The organism is Paraburkholderia sp. BL23I1N1, assembly GCF_003610295.1.
Taxonomy (GTDB): domain Bacteria; phylum Pseudomonadota; class Gammaproteobacteria; order Burkholderiales; family Burkholderiaceae; genus Paraburkholderia.
Window position 1 is genome coordinate 2,186,969 of the sequence record NZ_RAPV01000001.1, and the last position, 15,343, is coordinate 2,202,311.

10 protein-coding genes and 1 pseudogene are annotated in these 15,343 nt (G+C 61.4%); 8 read left to right on the top strand and 3 right to left on the bottom strand.

Annotated features, from left to right (window positions below):
* Positions 1-252: 252 nt before the first annotated feature.
* Positions 253-1,450: pseudogene (locus B0G76_RS44730) on the bottom strand (IS4 family transposase).
* Between the two features lie 72 nt (positions 1,451-1,522).
* Complete coding sequence (locus B0G76_RS10335; protein ID WP_120291848.1) at positions 1,523-1,927, bottom strand: heme-binding protein; 405 nt, start codon at positions 1,925-1,927, stop codon at positions 1,523-1,525.
* A 256-nt stretch (positions 1,928-2,183) separates the two neighbouring features.
* Between B0G76_RS10335 and B0G76_RS10345 the strand changes: the two genes are divergently transcribed.
* The 8 genes from B0G76_RS10345 (at position 2,184) to B0G76_RS10380 (ending at position 13,993) form a co-directional block, all read left to right on the top strand.
* Positions 2,184-3,059, top strand: coding sequence for an MOSC domain-containing protein (locus B0G76_RS10345; RefSeq protein WP_120296289.1), 876 nt, complete (start codon positions 2,184-2,186; stop codon positions 3,057-3,059).
* 445 nt (positions 3,060-3,504) lie between these two features.
* Positions 3,505-6,045 carry a nitrite reductase large subunit NirB gene (gene nirB / locus B0G76_RS10350; protein ID WP_120291850.1) on the top strand — a complete coding sequence of 847 codons (2,541 nt, stop codon included), beginning with the start codon at positions 3,505-3,507 and terminating at the stop codon, positions 6,043-6,045.
* A 34-nt stretch (positions 6,046-6,079) separates the two neighbouring features.
* Positions 6,080-6,433 (top strand): nitrite reductase small subunit NirD, encoded by a 354-nt coding sequence (gene nirD, locus B0G76_RS10355; protein ID WP_120291852.1) that lies wholly within the window; start codon positions 6,080-6,082, stop codon positions 6,431-6,433.
* Between the two features lie 43 nt (positions 6,434-6,476).
* Complete coding sequence (locus tag B0G76_RS10360; protein ID WP_120291854.1) at positions 6,477-10,673, top strand: bifunctional nitrate reductase/sulfite reductase flavoprotein subunit alpha; 4,197 nt, start codon at positions 6,477-6,479, stop codon at positions 10,671-10,673.
* Positions 10,674-10,877: 204 nt separating this feature from the next.
* Positions 10,878-12,245: an MFS transporter gene (locus B0G76_RS10365; RefSeq protein WP_120291856.1), complete on the top strand. Its 1,368-nt coding sequence runs from the start codon at positions 10,878-10,880 to the stop codon at positions 12,243-12,245.
* 100 nt (positions 12,246-12,345) lie between these two features.
* On the top strand, positions 12,346-13,020 hold the full coding sequence (locus B0G76_RS10370) for a type IV pili methyl-accepting chemotaxis transducer N-terminal domain-containing protein (RefSeq protein WP_120291858.1): 675 nt from the start codon (positions 12,346-12,348) through the stop codon (positions 13,018-13,020).
* Between the two features lie 138 nt (positions 13,021-13,158).
* Entirely contained in the window at positions 13,159-13,644 is a 486-nt protein-coding gene (locus B0G76_RS10375) for an SRPBCC family protein (RefSeq protein ID WP_120291860.1), read from the top strand.
* Positions 13,628-13,993 (top strand): helix-turn-helix transcriptional regulator, encoded by a 366-nt coding sequence (locus tag B0G76_RS10380; RefSeq protein WP_120291862.1) that lies wholly within the window; start codon positions 13,628-13,630, stop codon positions 13,991-13,993. The genes B0G76_RS10375 and B0G76_RS10380 overlap by 17 nt, the downstream gene beginning before the upstream one ends.
* 39 nt (positions 13,994-14,032) lie before the next feature.
* Here the strand turns inward: B0G76_RS10380 and B0G76_RS10385 are convergent, their stop codons facing one another.
* Positions 14,033-15,190 (bottom strand): porin, encoded by a 1,158-nt coding sequence (locus B0G76_RS10385; protein WP_120291864.1) that lies wholly within the window; start codon positions 15,188-15,190, stop codon positions 14,033-14,035.
* Positions 15,191-15,343 lie beyond the last annotated feature (153 nt).

Consider the following 15,343-nt stretch of genomic DNA (forward strand, 5'->3'; position numbering starts at 1 on the left):
CGTGTTGTGCTTATTGCTTTTGTTGATGCCGCTTTGAACGAATTCCGAACGGATGTCGAACTTAAGCGCAATACTGTTCACTTGATGACCGCTTTCGGTGAAATTCGCTGATTCAGCGGCTCCGATCGTCGGCGTATCCGGAAGTTCGACATCTTTCGCTTCACGCCGCGGGGATTACGCTTGCCGCGGCTTTGCACGGCACGCCCACTGGCGATTTCCCGCAGTAAGCTGAGCCTCCAACTTTGCCACTGCTCAGGGGGGAACGGCCGCCGCCTCGGGCAGGCGTCGGTTCAACACGCGTACGGCATGAACGAACGATAAGTCTTCCGGGTGCTGCCCGCTGTCCTGGGCAGCCTCATACATCAGTCGACGGATCGCCGCGTGGGTAAGCATTAACGCATAGAACTCCTGACGGACCAGATCAGGCGTCTTGCTACGCAGCACCTTCTTGCCGTCGCACAGATGTGTCTTGATCTCGTCAAACATCTCTTCTATTTTCCAGCGCCGGTGGTACAGCGCCGCGAGTTCTATGGCAGGCGCCACCGCTGCGTCCAGCAGATTGGTGATCAGGCGATACTGCGGCTCGGCATCAGGCACACCTTCCAGGCGATACTCGATGACCCGCACCTGCATGCCGTTGCGCTGGTGTCGCCTGTCGGTGTCACTGGCATAGACAGTGCTCAGGTACGAACCATCTGCCAGCGGCACTTCGCACGGCAGCCGCAAATTCGACTTCACGCGCCACAGCAGCTTCGCTCCGGTGGCCACCGCGTCGCGCCACATGTCATAGCCATAGAACAGGCGATCGGCCAGCACCAGCATGTCGTCCGAGAATGCCGGAAACAGCTGGCGTGTGAGCGCCTGTTCGCTGTGCTCGCATACCCCGCCCATCTGGACCTCACACAGCGCGTGCGTCGCACATTCGGCCAGCGCTACGAAAGCGAATCTGCGGATACGCGGCCTCACCGCGCCCTCCCTGCGCATATCCGAACGCTTGCGCATTGGCCTTCTCATCGGGCACATCCAGCGTGGAGCCGTCCACGCTCATGACCCGATAGCCCGCATAGTCGCCGCCTGCGGTTCGTGGGTGTTGCGCCGCCTGCCGGGCGAACAGCTCGCGCATCACCTGCCATCCCAGGCGTGCGCGACCCTGCGAGATCGCCGCCTTGCTGACCTGCGCGTCGCGTACCTGGTCGCCGTAGATGCGCCGCAGTCCCTCGATCACCAGACGAAACACTTCCTCATAGGCCACGCGCGGATACAGGCACATCGCCATCACGAAATACACCAGCACTTCACGCGGCATGTCGCGGCGCACGCGCGTCTGCACGCCGCACTTCGTGAGCGCCTCCTTGACCTGTCCCAGGGAGCAGTTCAGCGCCAGATACCCCACCGCCAGATAGTCCGCGAGCCGCGCCCCGCCTGGCAGCGTTGCTTCCGTTCTTGCCATCCTTCAAGCTCTTCTTGTTGGTTCAGAGGCTTGAAAGTTAACACAAATTTGAGCTTGTTAACAGTATTGAACTTAAGCGGCGATCGCTTGAATACCCGCCTTGGCGATTTGTGCGTCCTGATCCGACTTGACGCCCGACACGCCGACCGCGCCGACCACCTGACCGTCGACGATCACCGGCACGCCGCCTTCCAGCGTGCCTTGCAACGGTGCGCTCAGGAATGCGGTGCGGCCATTGTTGATCATGTCTTCGTATACCTTGGTTTCGCGGCGGCCGATCGCCGAAGTGCGGGCTTTTTCGGTCGCGATGTACGAGCTCGCCGGCGCGCTGCCGTCCAGACGCAGCATTCCGAGCGGGTGGCCGCCGTCGTCGACCACCACGATGGCGACGGCCCACTGGTTCTTCTCGGCTTCCGCGCGGGCGGCTTCGAGGATTCGGGTTGTTTCGGCAACGGTCAACACGGGTTTGCTCAGCATAATGAATTTCCTGTTTCGTTGATGGTAGGGATGCTTCTACAAGTTCTATCCAGTGGCGCACCGGAGTGCGCGGATGCTGCGACGCAGGCCCCGGTTTAGTCCCAGCGATTATCCGAGTGCTTAACTTGGGGATTTTACGTCCAAGCTGGGCCGGAAGGAACGGCCGCATGGCCCGGCCAGTTTTAAGCAGCGCGTCATTGCGTCTTACAATCGAGCATCACCACAAGAAAAACGCGTGTTCTCCACGCGCCACACCATGCCTACCATCAGCGAGCTTTTTGTCTATCCAATCAAATCCTGCGCCGGCATTGCGCTCACGGAAGCGCGCCTGCTCGCCACCGGTCTCGAATACGATCGGTGCTGGATGGTCACCGACCCGAGCGGTGCAATGCTCACCCAGCGCGCGTATCCACGCATGGCGCTGATCCAGGTCGAGATCGGCGAACACGATCTCGTGATCCGTGCGCCGGGTATGGGCGAGTTGCACACGCCGCTCGATGCCGACGGACTCAGCGCATCGCAAAAGGTGCAAACCGAGGTCTGGGGCGATGCGGCCTACGGGCTCGACACCGGCGAAGAAGGCGCCGCATGGTTTTCAGGGTTCCTCGGCGTGCCAGCGCGGCTTTTGCGCTTCAATCCCGAGCACGAGCGGATTGTCGATCCGGAGTACACCGGCAGCGTCGGCGGCGCCACCACGCATTTCGCCGACGGCTTTCCGCTGCTGGTGATTGGCCAGGCTTCGCTCGACGATCTGAACGGGCGCCTGAACCGCAAGGGCGTGCCGTCGATTCCGATCGACCGGTTTCGCCCCAACGTCGTGCTGACCGGGCTCGATGCGTACGAAGAGGATTATGTCGAGCGTTTGAGTGTCGACGGGGCAGAGGATCAGGCCGTGGAGTTGCAACTGGTCAAGCTGTGCTCGCGCTGCCCAATGCCGAACATCGACCAGGCAAAGGGCGCGCCCGATCCCGATTGGCCGAACGAACCCACCGACACCATGAGCGTCTACCGGGCGAATCCGCAGCGAAACGGTGCGCTGACGTTCGGCAACAATGCAGTCGTCGCGAGCGGAGCGGGGACGTGGCTGCGCGTCGGGCAAACGGTCGAAGCCGAATTGGGCTTTGGCGATTAGGCTGGGTTCAACGCGGCGAGACGGCTGATCGCAGCGTGATTTCGCGCGGCCTGGGCGTTGGCCTCTGCCGCGATCAACCGTTCGGGCCGCTCGCACGCGCACAGTGCTGCGTCGCACCATCCCTGTGCTTCGCTGCATCAAATCGTGACGCACGCGGCGTTCGCCGCACACATGCTTGAATCACCGCAAAGGCCCGCGCCCCGGCGCTGCGGCCCAAATTCTTCACACCTGGCACAACCTTTGCATTGAGCCTTGCCATCGGATCAACGTGGATCCGGCGCGAGCGCAACAACAAGGCACTCGCTGCGGCACAGGTCAGGACAACGGCGTCCCCCGAATTCAGTCATCGACTGGGTTCGCGGGACGCCGTTTTTATTTCCGGAATCGCTTTCGCTCCATGCCACGCGTCAGCGATCGAAGCACAGCACATTGAGGAACCGCGGTCATGAAAATCATCGTAATCGGTCACGGGATGGTCGGCCACAAACTGGTCGAATGCCTGGCACAAGACGCGGCGCATGGCCTCGACATCACTGTGCTGTGCGAAGAATCCCGGCCGGCGTACGACCGCGTGCATCTGTCCGAATTCTTCGCGGGCAAGACGGCGGACGACCTGTCGCTCGTCGAGCCGGGTTTCTTCGAACGCCAGAACGTGTTGCTGAAACTGAATGCGAAAGCGGTGGCGATCGATCGCGATGCGCGCACCGTGACGGTATCGACCGGTGAGACCTTGCCTTACGACAAGCTGGTATTCGCCACGGGCTCCTATCCGTTTGTGCCGCCCGTGCAAGGCCGCGAGCGTGCCGACTGCTTCGTCTACCGCACCATCGACGATCTCGAAGCCATGCAGGAATGCGGCGCCCGCTCGAAGACCGGCACGGTGGTCGGCGGCGGTTTGCTCGGTCTCGAATGCGCGAAGGCACTGCGCGACATGGGCCTGCAAACGCACGTGGTCGAATTCGCGCCGCGCCTGATGGCGGTTCAGGTCGACGAAGGCGGTGGCCGCGTGCTGCGCACCAAGATCGAGGAACTCGGCGTAACGGTGCACACGCAAAAGAACACCTCGGCGATTGTCGACGGCGAAAATGGCACGCATCGCATGCAATTCGCCGATGGCAGCTTCCTCGACACCGACATGATCGTGTTCTCCGCGGGCATTCGTCCGCGTGACGATCTCGCCCGCGCGAGCGGCCTCGCGCTCGGCGAACGCGGCGGTATCGTGATCGATAACGCGTGCCGCACGAGCGACCCTCACATCTATGCGATCGGCGAGTGCGCGCTGTGGAACGGTCAACTGTTCGGCCTCGTTGCGCCCGGTTATGACATGGCGCGCACGGTGGCGAAGCAACTGCTCGGCGACTCGGCGGAGTTCGCCGGCGCCGATATGAGCACCAAGTTGAAGCTGATGGGCGTGGACGTGGCCAGCATAGGCGACGCGCACGGCAACACGCCGGGCAGCCGCGCGTATCAGTTCAGCGACGAACGCAAGCAGGTCTACAAGAAGCTGGTGGTGTCCGAGTGCGGCAAGTATCTGCTCGGCGGCGTGATGGTGGGTGACGCGAGCGAATACGGCACGCTGCTGCAGATGATGCTGAACCGGATCGAGTTGCCGGCGTCGCCTGAATTCCTGATCCTGCCGTCGTTCGAGGGTCAGGCGAAGCCGGCGCTTGGCGTCGAGGCCTTGCCCGCCGGCGCGCAGATCTGCTCGTGCAACAACGTCGCGAAGGGCGACCTGTGCGCCGCTGTGTGCGCGGGCGCAACCGACATCGGCGCTTTGAAATGTGCGACCAGTGCAGGCACTTCGTGCGGCGGTTGCGTGCCGCTCGTCACGCAGGTGATGAAAGCGGAAATGAAAAAGCAGGGCCTCGCGGTCAACAATCACCTGTGCGAACACTTTCCGTATTCGCGCCAGGAGTTGTTCCACCTCGTGCGCGTAGAGGGCGTGCGCAGCTTCGGCGAATTGCTGGCGAAGCACGGACACGGTCTCGGCTGCGATATCTGCAAGCCGGCCGTGGCGAGCATTCTCGCCTCCTGCTGGAACGAATTCGTGCTGAAGAAGGAGCACGTCTCGCTCCAGGACACCAATGATTACTACCTCGCCAACATCCAGCGCGACGGCACCTATTCAGTCGTGCCACGCATGGCGGGCGGCGAAGTGACGCCTGACGGTTTGATCGCAGTCGGCCAGGTGGCAAAAAAATACGGCCTGTACACGAAGATCACCGGCGGCCAGCGGGTCGATCTGTTCGGCGCGCGCGTCGAGCAACTGCCGTTCATCTGGGAAGAACTGATCGCCGCTGGTTTCGAATCGGGCCATGCGTATGGCAAATCGCTGCGCACGGTGAAGTCGTGCGTCGGTTCGACGTGGTGCCGCTACGGTGTCGGCGATTCGGTGGGTCTCGCGGTCGAACTCGAGAACCGCTACAAGGGCCTGCGTACGCCGCACAAGATCAAGTTCGGCGTGTCCGGCTGCACGCGCGAATGCGCGGAAGCGCAGGGCAAGGACGTCGGCATCATCGCCACCGAGAAGGGCTGGAATCTCTACGTTTGCGGTAACGGCGGCATGAAACCGCGCCATGCCGAATTGCTCGCCTCGGATCTCGATCAGGAAACGCTGGTGCGCTACATCGACCGATTCCTGATGTTCTACGTACGCACGGCCGACCGTCTGCAACGTACCAGCGTGTGGCGCGACAACCTCGAAGGCGGCCTGGCATACCTGATCGACGTGGTCGTCAACGATCGCCTGTGCGTGGCCGCGGAGCTCGATGTGGACATGCAGCACGTGGTCGAAACCTACGAATGCGAATGGAAGAAGGCCGTTACCGATCCTGAAACGCGTAAGCGCTTCCGCCACTTCGTCAACAGTGGCGAGCCGGACAGCAATGTCGCCTTCGTCGAGGAACGCGGCCAGATTCGCCCTGCAACGAGCGACGAGCGGCGCTCGAAACTCGCTTCGATTCCTGTGGTTGCCGAAATCGCCTGATTCTTTCCTGTGTTACTCACCGAGGATTCCTGCCATGAACCTTGACCGCCTTCCGCTTGCCTGGACGCCGATTTGCCCGCTCGACGAGATCGTCCCTAACACGGGCGTGTGCGCGCTCGTCAACGGCGAACAAGTGGCGGTATTTCATGTGGACAACGGCGACGACGACACCGTCGTGTATGCGATCGAAAACTACGATCCGGGCTCGCAAGCCGCTGTGCTCTCGCGCGGGCTGATCGGCAATCTCGGCGAGCGTCTTGTCGTGGCTTCGCCGATCTACAAGCATCACTTCGATCTGCGCACCGGCGAGTGCCTGGAAACACCGGCGTATTCCGTCAACGCGTTCGCCGCGCGGGTGGAAAGCGGGCAGGTGTGGGTCGCGATGTGAGCCATTGATTCTTTGTCATCCTCTTCGAACGAAGTCGCCTGCCATGTCCTCGAATAGCGTAAAAACGGTGTGCCCCTACTGCGGCGTTGGCTGCGGCATGGTGCTGCACGTCGAGGACGGGCAGGTCGTGAAAATCTCCGGCGACAAGGAGCATCCGGCCAACTTCGGACGGCTTTGCACGAAGGGCCAATCGGCGCATATCGCATTACGCAAGTCAGGTCGTCTCGAAGGCGCGTTCGTACGTCATGCACGCGACCAGGATCCGACGCCGCTGCCGATGGTGCAGGCGATCAGCGACATGGCCGCGCGTTTGCGCGGCTTGCTCGACACACATGGACCGGACGCGTTGTCTTTTTACGTGTCCGGGCAGATGTCGATTGAGGCGCAGTACCTCGTCAACAAGCTCGCCAAGGGTTTTGTCGGCACCAACAACATCGAATCGAATTCACGTCTTTGCATGGCGAGCGCGGGCAGTGGCTACAAGCTCTCGCTCGGCGCGGACGGCCCGCCGGGATCGTACGAAGACATCGACCATGCTGACCTGTTCTTCGTGATCGGCGCGAATATGGCCGACTGTCACCCGATTCTGTTCCTGCGGATGATGGATCGCGTGAAGGCCGGCGCGAAACTGATCGTGGTCGATCCGCGCCGCAATACGACCGCCGATAAGGCCGATCTCTTTCTGCAGATCAAGCCGGGCACCGATCTGGCACTGCTCAACGGCCTGCTGCATCTTCTGCACGAAAACGACCAGACGGATGCGTCTTTTATCGCTGACTTCACGCAAGGTTGGGACGCGATGCCCGCTTTCCTCGCCGACTATACGCCTGAGAAAGTGTCGGCGATTACGGGTCTTTCCATAGAAGACATCCGCCAGGCCGCGCACATGATCGGCGCCGCGACGGAATGGATCAGCTGCTGGACCATGGGCCTGAATCAAAGCACGCATGGCACGTGGCACACGAACGCGATCTGCAATCTGCATCTGGCGACGGGCAAGATCTGCCGCCGCGGCAGCGGACCGTTCTCGCTGACCGGCCAACCCAATGCAATGGGTGGCCGTGAAATGGGCTACATGGGGCCGGGTTTGCCGGGCCAGCGTTCGGTGCTGGTCGAAGACGATCGCGTGTTTATCGAAGACCTGTGGGGCATTCCGAAGGGCATGCTGAAAACAGCCGTCGGCAACGGCACGATCGATATGTTCACCCGCATGGCTGCGGGCGAGATCAAGGCGTGCTGGATCATCTGCACGAATCCGGTGGCGAGCGTCGCGAACCGTCAGAACGCGATCGCCGGATTGCGCGCGGCTGAACTCGTAATCTCACAGGATGCGTTCCTCGACACCGAGACCAACCGTTACGCCGACGTGCTGTTGCCCGGCGCGCTGTGGGCGGAAGCCGAAGGCGTGATGATCAACTCCGAGCGCAATCTCACGCTGATGCAACAGGGCATCGAGCCGCCAGGCGCCGCGCTGCCGGACTGGCAGATCATTGCGCGCGTGGCGTGTGAAATGGGTTTCGCCGATGCATTCACCTACGCAAGCGCCGAAGAAGTTTTCGCGGAAATCACCCGTGCGTCGAATCCGAAAACCGGCTACGACCTGCGCGGCGCGAGCCATCGCCGGCTGAAGGAAACGCCGCTGCAATGGCCGCTTGCTTCCGACGATGCTGCTGACCGCAATCCGATTCGCTACGTCAACGACGGCGTCAGCCAGACGCTGAAGGAACGGGCCGACGGCAGCCGTCCGCGACTCGTGTTTCCGACTGCGAGCGGAAAAGCCAATTTCTTTGCCCGTGCTTTTGCAGCTCCCGCCGAATTGCCCGATCGGGAATTTCCGATCGTGTTGAATACGGGCCGCCTGCAGCATCAATGGCACACCATGACCAGGACCGGCAAGGTCGCGATGCTCAACAAGCTGAACCCGAGGCCGTTCGTCGAGATTCATCCCGAAGACGCCGCCACGCTCGGCATCAAGGCCAAAGACCCCGTCGAGATCCGTTCGCGCCGCGGGCGCGCCGTGTTGCCGGCGGTCGTCACGGAGCGCGTGCAAGCAGGCAACTGCTTCGCTCCGATGCACTGGAACGATGTATTCGGCGACGATCTGTGCATCAACGCAGTCACCAGCGATGCAATAGATCCGGTTTCGCAACAACCCGAACTCAAATTCTGCGCGGTCGCGCTGAGCCCGGTCGCGCTTGACGCCATCAAGCCGGCTTCGAATGAAGATGACGAAACGCTCATCGAAGCGCCTGCCGTCGGAGTCGACGTGGCGACAACAGCAAGCGCTATATCGACGAACACCGAGGATCTGGACATGCCCCGCATCAACGCACTGACAAGCCTGTTGCAGCTTCCACAGACACCCGCACCTTCGTTCACGGAAATCGAGCGGGCGTATCTGGGTGGTTTCGTCAGCGGCCTGCGTTCGGCTGAAGGGCAGGGTATCGATAGTGTGCCGGTTCTGCCGGCCGGTGCACCGTTCGATCCGGCGAACCGCTTGTACGTGGATGGTTTGCTGGCCGGACTTTATAGCCGCAGCGGAACCCAGGCGGCCGTTCCGGCAGGTGCGCTTGCCGCATCGCATGCCGACACGGCAGGTGTACGCATCTTGCGCGTGCGGCCGAAAGTGACTTTGCTGTGGGCCTCGCAAACCGGCAACACCGAATCGCTGACCGAACGTTATGCCACGCGTCTGATGGAGTCGGGCTTCGAAATCCGCACCTCGTGCATGGCGGACTACCCAGCCTCGACACTCGCGAAAGCGCAATACGTGCTGCTGATGTCGAGCACCTTCGGCGACGGCGATCCGCCCGATAACGCGCAAAGTTTCTGGTCGCAACTGAGCAGCGATGCAGCGCCTCGTCTCGAGAGCCTGCGCTACGCGGTGCTCGCGCTGGGCGATCGCAACTACGATCAATTTTGCGGCCACGGCCGCCGTCTCGATGAACGTCTCGCAGCGCTTGGCGCGCTGCGTTTGATGGATCGCGTCGACTGTGACAGCGAGTATCGGGAGGATACCGACGCGTGGCTCGAAAGCATCATCTTGCGCATCAAGGAAGATGATGCGGCGCTACATGCTGTGCCGCCGGGCGGCATGATCAACGCCGTGGTGCCGGGCGCCGTGCCGACCAAGACGCGTCCGGCCGCGTCGCGGCTTGTCAGAAACCTGCAGTTGAACAAGCAGGGCGCCGTGAAGGACACGCGCTACTTCTCGTTGAGCACGGGCGACTCGGGTCTCGAATACGAAACTGGCGACGCGCTGGGCGTATGGCCGAGCAATTGCCCGGAACTGGTCGACGAACTGATCAGTCTGAGTGGCTTGAGCGCGGACGCCGCGGTTAACGTGTCCGGCGCGGGAGAAATGCACCTCGCCGACGCGCTCACCAAGCACTACGAGATCGCGCGCCCCAGCCCTGATGCGCTCGCGTTCATTGCAGCACGGAGCAACAACGGCACACTGCGCGATCTGCTTTCCACAGAACGCAAGGCCGATCTCAAACAATGGTTGTGGGGCCAACAACTCGCCGACGTACTCCACGAATTTCCCGTCAACCTGACGGCAACCGAATTGACCGGCATGCTCAAGCGCCTGCAACCGCGTTTGTACTCGATTGCATCGAGCCCGAAGGCGCATCCCGGCGAAATTCATCTGACGGTTTCCGCGGTTCGATACAGCAATGGCCGCCGCAATCGCAAGGGTGTCTCGTCGACATTTCTCGCCGACCGCGCCGGCGACGTGAACGTGCCGGTATTCGTGCAGAAATCCGCACACTTTCGTCCTCCTCACAGTTCGGATACGCCGATCATCATGGTCGGTCCGGGCGCCGGCGTTGCACCGTTTCGCGGCTTCCTGCACGAGCGGCGTGCACGCGGTGATAAAGGACGTAATTGGTTGTTCTTCGGCGAGCAACACGCGGCCACGGATTTCTACTATCGCGATGAACTTGAAGCGATGCGGGACAGCGGCGTGCTGACCCGGCTCGACGTCGCTTTCTCACGCGATCAATCGGAAAAGATCTATGTGCAGGACCGTATGCGCGAACAGGGTGCGCAACTGTGGGCCTGGCTCGAAGAGGGTGCGTATTTCTACGTGTGCGGTGACGCAAACCGGATGGCGAGAGACGTCGATGCAACGCTCAAGCATGTGGTCGCGCAGCACGGCGGCATGAGTGACGAAAAAGCCGCCGAGTATGTAAGCCGTTTAGCGCAGGAAAAGCGCTACGCACGCGACGTTTATTGATTTTTAGAGCGGCCTGCAAAGACACAGTTTCACGATCCCAAAGAGTACACAGTCAAGCTTTATAAGAAGGGTCCGGATGGCATGAAGGTTGCATGTTAAAGCCGGTATTCAACATCATGACCATTCCGGTGCTCAGTACTTCAGCGCAATATGCGAGCGCCGCGCACCAGGTCAGCAAACAATCAGAATATTTTAGGATGCCTAATGAAAATCGTGATGAGCTCACTTAAGAGTGGAGATTGGCGCGCGCTAGTGGCGTGTTTTCTCTATTTCGACACCGGCTTCACTGTCTGGGTGCTATACGGGCCGCTCGCGCCGTTCATTAGCAAGACCATTGCAATGACTTCTGCGCAGCAAGGTTTGCTGGTCGCCGTGCCGGTGCTGTCGGCGGCGATCCTGCGCGTGACGCTCGGCAACCTCTATCAATCGGCGCATGGCAAGCGCATCGCGCTGATGGGCGTGTTGCTCTCGGCGGTGCCGACGATCGTGCTGCCGTTGTTGCCGTTCGTGCCGTCGTACACCTTGCTGCTGGTGCTCGGCGTGTTCCTCGGCGTGGGCGGTGCGAGTTTCGCGGTGGCGCTGCCGATGGCCGGCAGCAACTACCCGCCGAAAGTGCAGGGCCTGGTGCTGGGTCTTGCCGCGGCCGGCAACATCGGCGCGGTGCTCGACGGCTTCCTGTTCCCGCAACTGGCAACCCATTACGGGTGGCAAATGGCGACAGCAGGCGCGCTGCCGTTGCTCGCTATCGCTGCGATCACGCTGTACTTCTGGGCTAACGATTCCGGTATCAAATCGGGCAGCGTGCTTCGTGCATTCGGCAGCTTTGCGATCACGCTCGTCGGTTTGATCGTGCTCGTGCTGCTGGTTGAAGCGGGCATGTTCGGTTCGGGCAAGACCGGTGTGCTGCTGTTGCCGGTGATCGGTGCGCTGCTGGCGATTGCTGTGCTGCCCAAGCGCTATCGTTCGGTGCTGGCCGAGCGCGATACGTGGGTGATCATGCTCGTGTACAGCATCACGTTCGGTGGCTTTGTCGGCATGTCGTCGTATGTTTCGCTGCTGCTGACCAACCTCTATCAGTTGTCGAAGATCGACGCGGGTCTGTTCATGGCGCTGCTTGCCGCAACCGGCGCAATGGTGCGGCCGCTCGGCGGCCTGATTGCCGACAAGGTGTCCGGCGTGCGCGCGTTGACCTTCCTGCTCGCGATCATTTCGCTGTGCGACTTCGTCTTCGCTGCTGCAATGCCGTCGATGGCAGGCGGAATTGCGCTGCTGGTGTGCCTGTACGTGGCCTTCGGTCTGGGTAATGGCGCGACCTTCCAGCTGGTGCCGCATCGGTGGGCCGGCCGCACCGGGCTGATGTCGGGCATCGTCGGCGCCGCGGGTGGTGTCGGCGGCTTTTATCTGCCGGTCGTGATGGGTATCGCGAAGGAAAGCACGGGCAGCTATCAGATGGGCTTTGCGACTTTCGGCGCGCTGGCGGCTTGCGCGTTTGTCGCGATCGTCGCGCTGCGCCGTCCGTGGATGGCGTGGTCGATGAACAGCGGCGTGATGCACGCGCACGCAACGGAGTAGTGCAATCCGGCATCCGCGCCGCTGCGTGTCCGCCGATGGCGTTCTCGCGGCGCCGATGCCGGCTAGCGCGAAGGGAGCAATCGAATCATAAGCAGAAGACATGAGCATCACAAAAGATCGGAATCAAGCACCGCCTTCCGAAGCGGACGTCCCCAGCGAGGTATTGAGCTCGTTGATCAACATGGCGGGCCGTCAACGGATGCTGTCGCAACGCATTGTGTTGCAGGCGATGCTGGCATTTCAGCAGTTCGACGGTGCGATTGCAATCGCGCGGGAGACCCTGCGTACGTTTTCGGATAGTCACACGGCGCTGGTGCAAGGCCGTTACGGTTTGCCCGGCTTGTTCTCGCCGGCCTTGCGCGAAGCTTTTCGCGGCAGCGAGAACGTTGCGCAGAAGATCACGGGCTTTATCGCGCTGGTCTCGGTGGCGTTGGAGGCGATCGAATGCGCCTCGCCGCGCGCCAACGCAGCACTGAACGCGTTGATCGGAGCCGTCGATCCGTTGCTGACGCATCTGCACGCCGTGACCGCTGTCTACGAGCAGGAAAGCCGGCGCATTGCGCATGTGCAGAAGAAAGGCCAGCAGGAGCTCATTGAGCGGATCAAGGCGATTGCAAAGGAAGCGCATATTGTCTCGTTCAACGGTCAGATCGTGGCGAGCCGCTCGAATGTGACCGGCCGGGAGTTCGCCGTGATAGCGGGCGTGATGACTTCGATCACAAAGGAACTTGAAGCGGTGGTCAGCGCGTTTGTGAAGAAGACTTCGGCGGGGTAAGCGAGCGCGTTTTGCGATTTGTCTCGCTGTTCTTCGGTGGAGAAAGTAAGAATCTGCCGGAAAGTACGCCGTCAAATGCGCAGTCAAATACTTGCATGTTGCCGATTGCGAGCCTAATATGCAGTCAGGAGGCTGCATATGACCCATACATCTGACGCATCAAAAGACGCATCGACGGATCGCATTGAAAAACAGATTCTGCTGAAGGCGCCGCGCTCGCGAGTGTGGCGCGCGGTGTCCAACGCCGAAGAATTCGGCAACTGGTTCGGTGTCAATTTCAGCGGCAAACAGTTTGTGGCCAGTCAGCCCTTGCAAGGCAACATCACTTATCCGGGCTACGAATATCTCAAGATGGACGTGCTGGTCGAGCGCATCGAGCCGGAACATCATCTGTCGTTTCGCTGGCATCCGGCCGCGGTGGATGTGTCGGTCGATTACTCGGCTGAACCCACAACGCTGGTCGTATTCGAACTGACCGAGGTCGGTACGGGCACCTTGCTGCGCGTGGTCGAATCGGGCTTCGATCAGATTCCTGCCGCGCGCCGCGACGAGGCGTTCCGCATGAATAGCGGCGGCTGGGAAGAGCAACTGGTTAACATCGAAAAGCATGTCGCCAAAGGATAAGGCGGCCGGTCATGCGCGCGTGAAGGCGGCTGTACTGCAAAGCTCCGCGCGGATTTTCGCGGCGCTCGGCGACGAAACGCGCCTGCGCCTGATCGCCGTGTTGTGCGCGGGCAGTGCGATGTCGATCGCACAGCTTACCGCGGGCATGGAGATGACGCGGCAATCCGTTACGCAGCATTTGCAGGTGCTCGCCAATGCGGGCCTGGTGCGCGACGTCAAGATGGGCCGTGAACGCTTATGGGCGTTCGAACCGGCACACCTGGACGAAGCTCGGCGCGCGCTCGAAGCAATCTCGCGGCAATGGGATCAGGCGTTGCTGAGCTTGAAGGCGGCGGTGGAGGAGGATTGACGCCGACGGCGCGGCTCCAATCCTCCCACCCCCTGCCGCTTAGAACTTGTGGCGCAGCGCGACCCGCGCGACAACCTGATTTCCCGTCGACGACGGCGCCTGCACGCCCGGAATGAACGCGCTGTCGAGAATCGAGTTGGTTTTGTCGCCCGCGACCTTCTGGTACGCGCCCTGCACATAGACGTCTGTGCGCTTCGACAGGTTGTAATCCGCCATCAAACCGACCGAGTGAATCTTCGGCTTTACGCTGCCGGTCGACGCATCGTAGTTCTCCATCGTGTACACATATTGCGCGCCGATAAAGAAGGCCGGCGTGAACTGGTATTTGCCGTTCACTTCGAAGTTCTGATACTTCAGGGTATTCAACTTGACGCCGGACGCGGCCAGCGGAATGCCGATATAGCCGTTGCCGGTCGGATCCTTATAGTTCGAGTTGGTGTACGCAAAACCGGCGGTTGCCGAACCGAACGTGTAGTTGATGCCGCCGCCGAACACCCGCATGCGCCCGGCGATAAAGCTCGCGTCGTTCGCGGTGATCGCGCCGGTGGAACCCGCGCCCGGATTGTTCGCCTGCAGGTACGCGGCCGCGATCAACAGCCCGCCGTTCGCATACTGGCCGCCCAAGCTATAGGCGCGGTTGTTTGCGAAGTTCGTGTCGTTGCTGAAGCTGTACACGCCGCCGAACTGGAAGCCCGCGATCTCCGGGCTCGCGTACTTCACGCTGTTGCCGAGACGGAATGAGTTGTCCGTGTTGTCGTTGTCGTACGGGTGGGCGAACAGATAGCCGGCCCAGTTGCCGTTGGCCGTGGTCTGCGCGAGGTAGTCGACCACCGAGTCGTACTGGCGCCCAAGCGTGACGGTGCCGAACCGGCTGTCGCTCAAGCCTACGTAAGCCTGGCGGCCAAACATGCGGCCGCCCTGGTTGAGCTTCCCCGAACTCACGTCGAAGCCGTTCTCCAACTGGAACACCGCCTTCAGGCCGGCGCCCAGGTCTTCCGACCCCTTCATGCCCCAGCGGCTGCCTTGCGCATAGCCGCTGGCCATTTCCCAGACCGCGCCGTGCCCGGCGTTGTTGGTGTAGTCGATGCCTTCATCGAGCACGCCGTACAGGGTCACGCTGCTTTGCGCGAAGGCGGATGGGGCCGCCAGCGAGGCAAGCGTGGTGAGTGCGGCGGTGGCGATGACATTCTTTTTCATTGTGAGCTCCAGACGTTGGTAATGAGCGGCCCTGTGGTCCGAAACGGGGTCCGACCGGCTTCAAAGGCCGCTGCTTATTGGCAAGGCCCGGATTCTGCTATTTGAGATGCGATTCGCGTATGGGGCACATCCCTGGATAAACGTGACGTTTTC

Bases quoted from the DNA above. Each gene is read 5' to 3' on its own strand.
- B0G76_RS10345 (WP_120296289.1), top strand. From the start codon at position 2,184: ATGCCTACCATCAGCGAGCTTTTTGTCTATCCAATCAAATCCTGCGCC.
- B0G76_RS10360 (WP_120291854.1), top strand. From the start codon at position 6,477: ATGTCCTCGAATAGCGTAAAAACGGTGTGCCCCTACTGCGGCGTTGGC.
- nirD (WP_120291852.1), top strand. From the start codon at position 6,080: ATGAACCTTGACCGCCTTCCGCTTGCCTGGACGCCGATTTGCCCGCTC.
- B0G76_RS10335 (WP_120291848.1), bottom strand. From the start codon at position 1,927: ATGCTGAGCAAACCCGTGTTGACCGTTGCCGAAACAACCCGAATCCTC.
- B0G76_RS10380 (WP_120291862.1), top strand. From the start codon at position 13,628: ATGTCGCCAAAGGATAAGGCGGCCGGTCATGCGCGCGTGAAGGCGGCT.
- B0G76_RS10365 (WP_120291856.1), top strand. From the start codon at position 10,878: ATGAAAATCGTGATGAGCTCACTTAAGAGTGGAGATTGGCGCGCGCTA.
- nirB (WP_120291850.1), top strand. From the start codon at position 3,505: ATGAAAATCATCGTAATCGGTCACGGGATGGTCGGCCACAAACTGGTC.
- B0G76_RS10385 (WP_120291864.1), bottom strand. From the start codon at position 15,190: ATGAAAAAGAATGTCATCGCCACCGCCGCACTCACCACGCTTGCCTCG.
- B0G76_RS10370 (WP_120291858.1), top strand. From the start codon at position 12,346: ATGAGCATCACAAAAGATCGGAATCAAGCACCGCCTTCCGAAGCGGAC.
- B0G76_RS10375 (WP_120291860.1), top strand. From the start codon at position 13,159: ATGACCCATACATCTGACGCATCAAAAGACGCATCGACGGATCGCATT.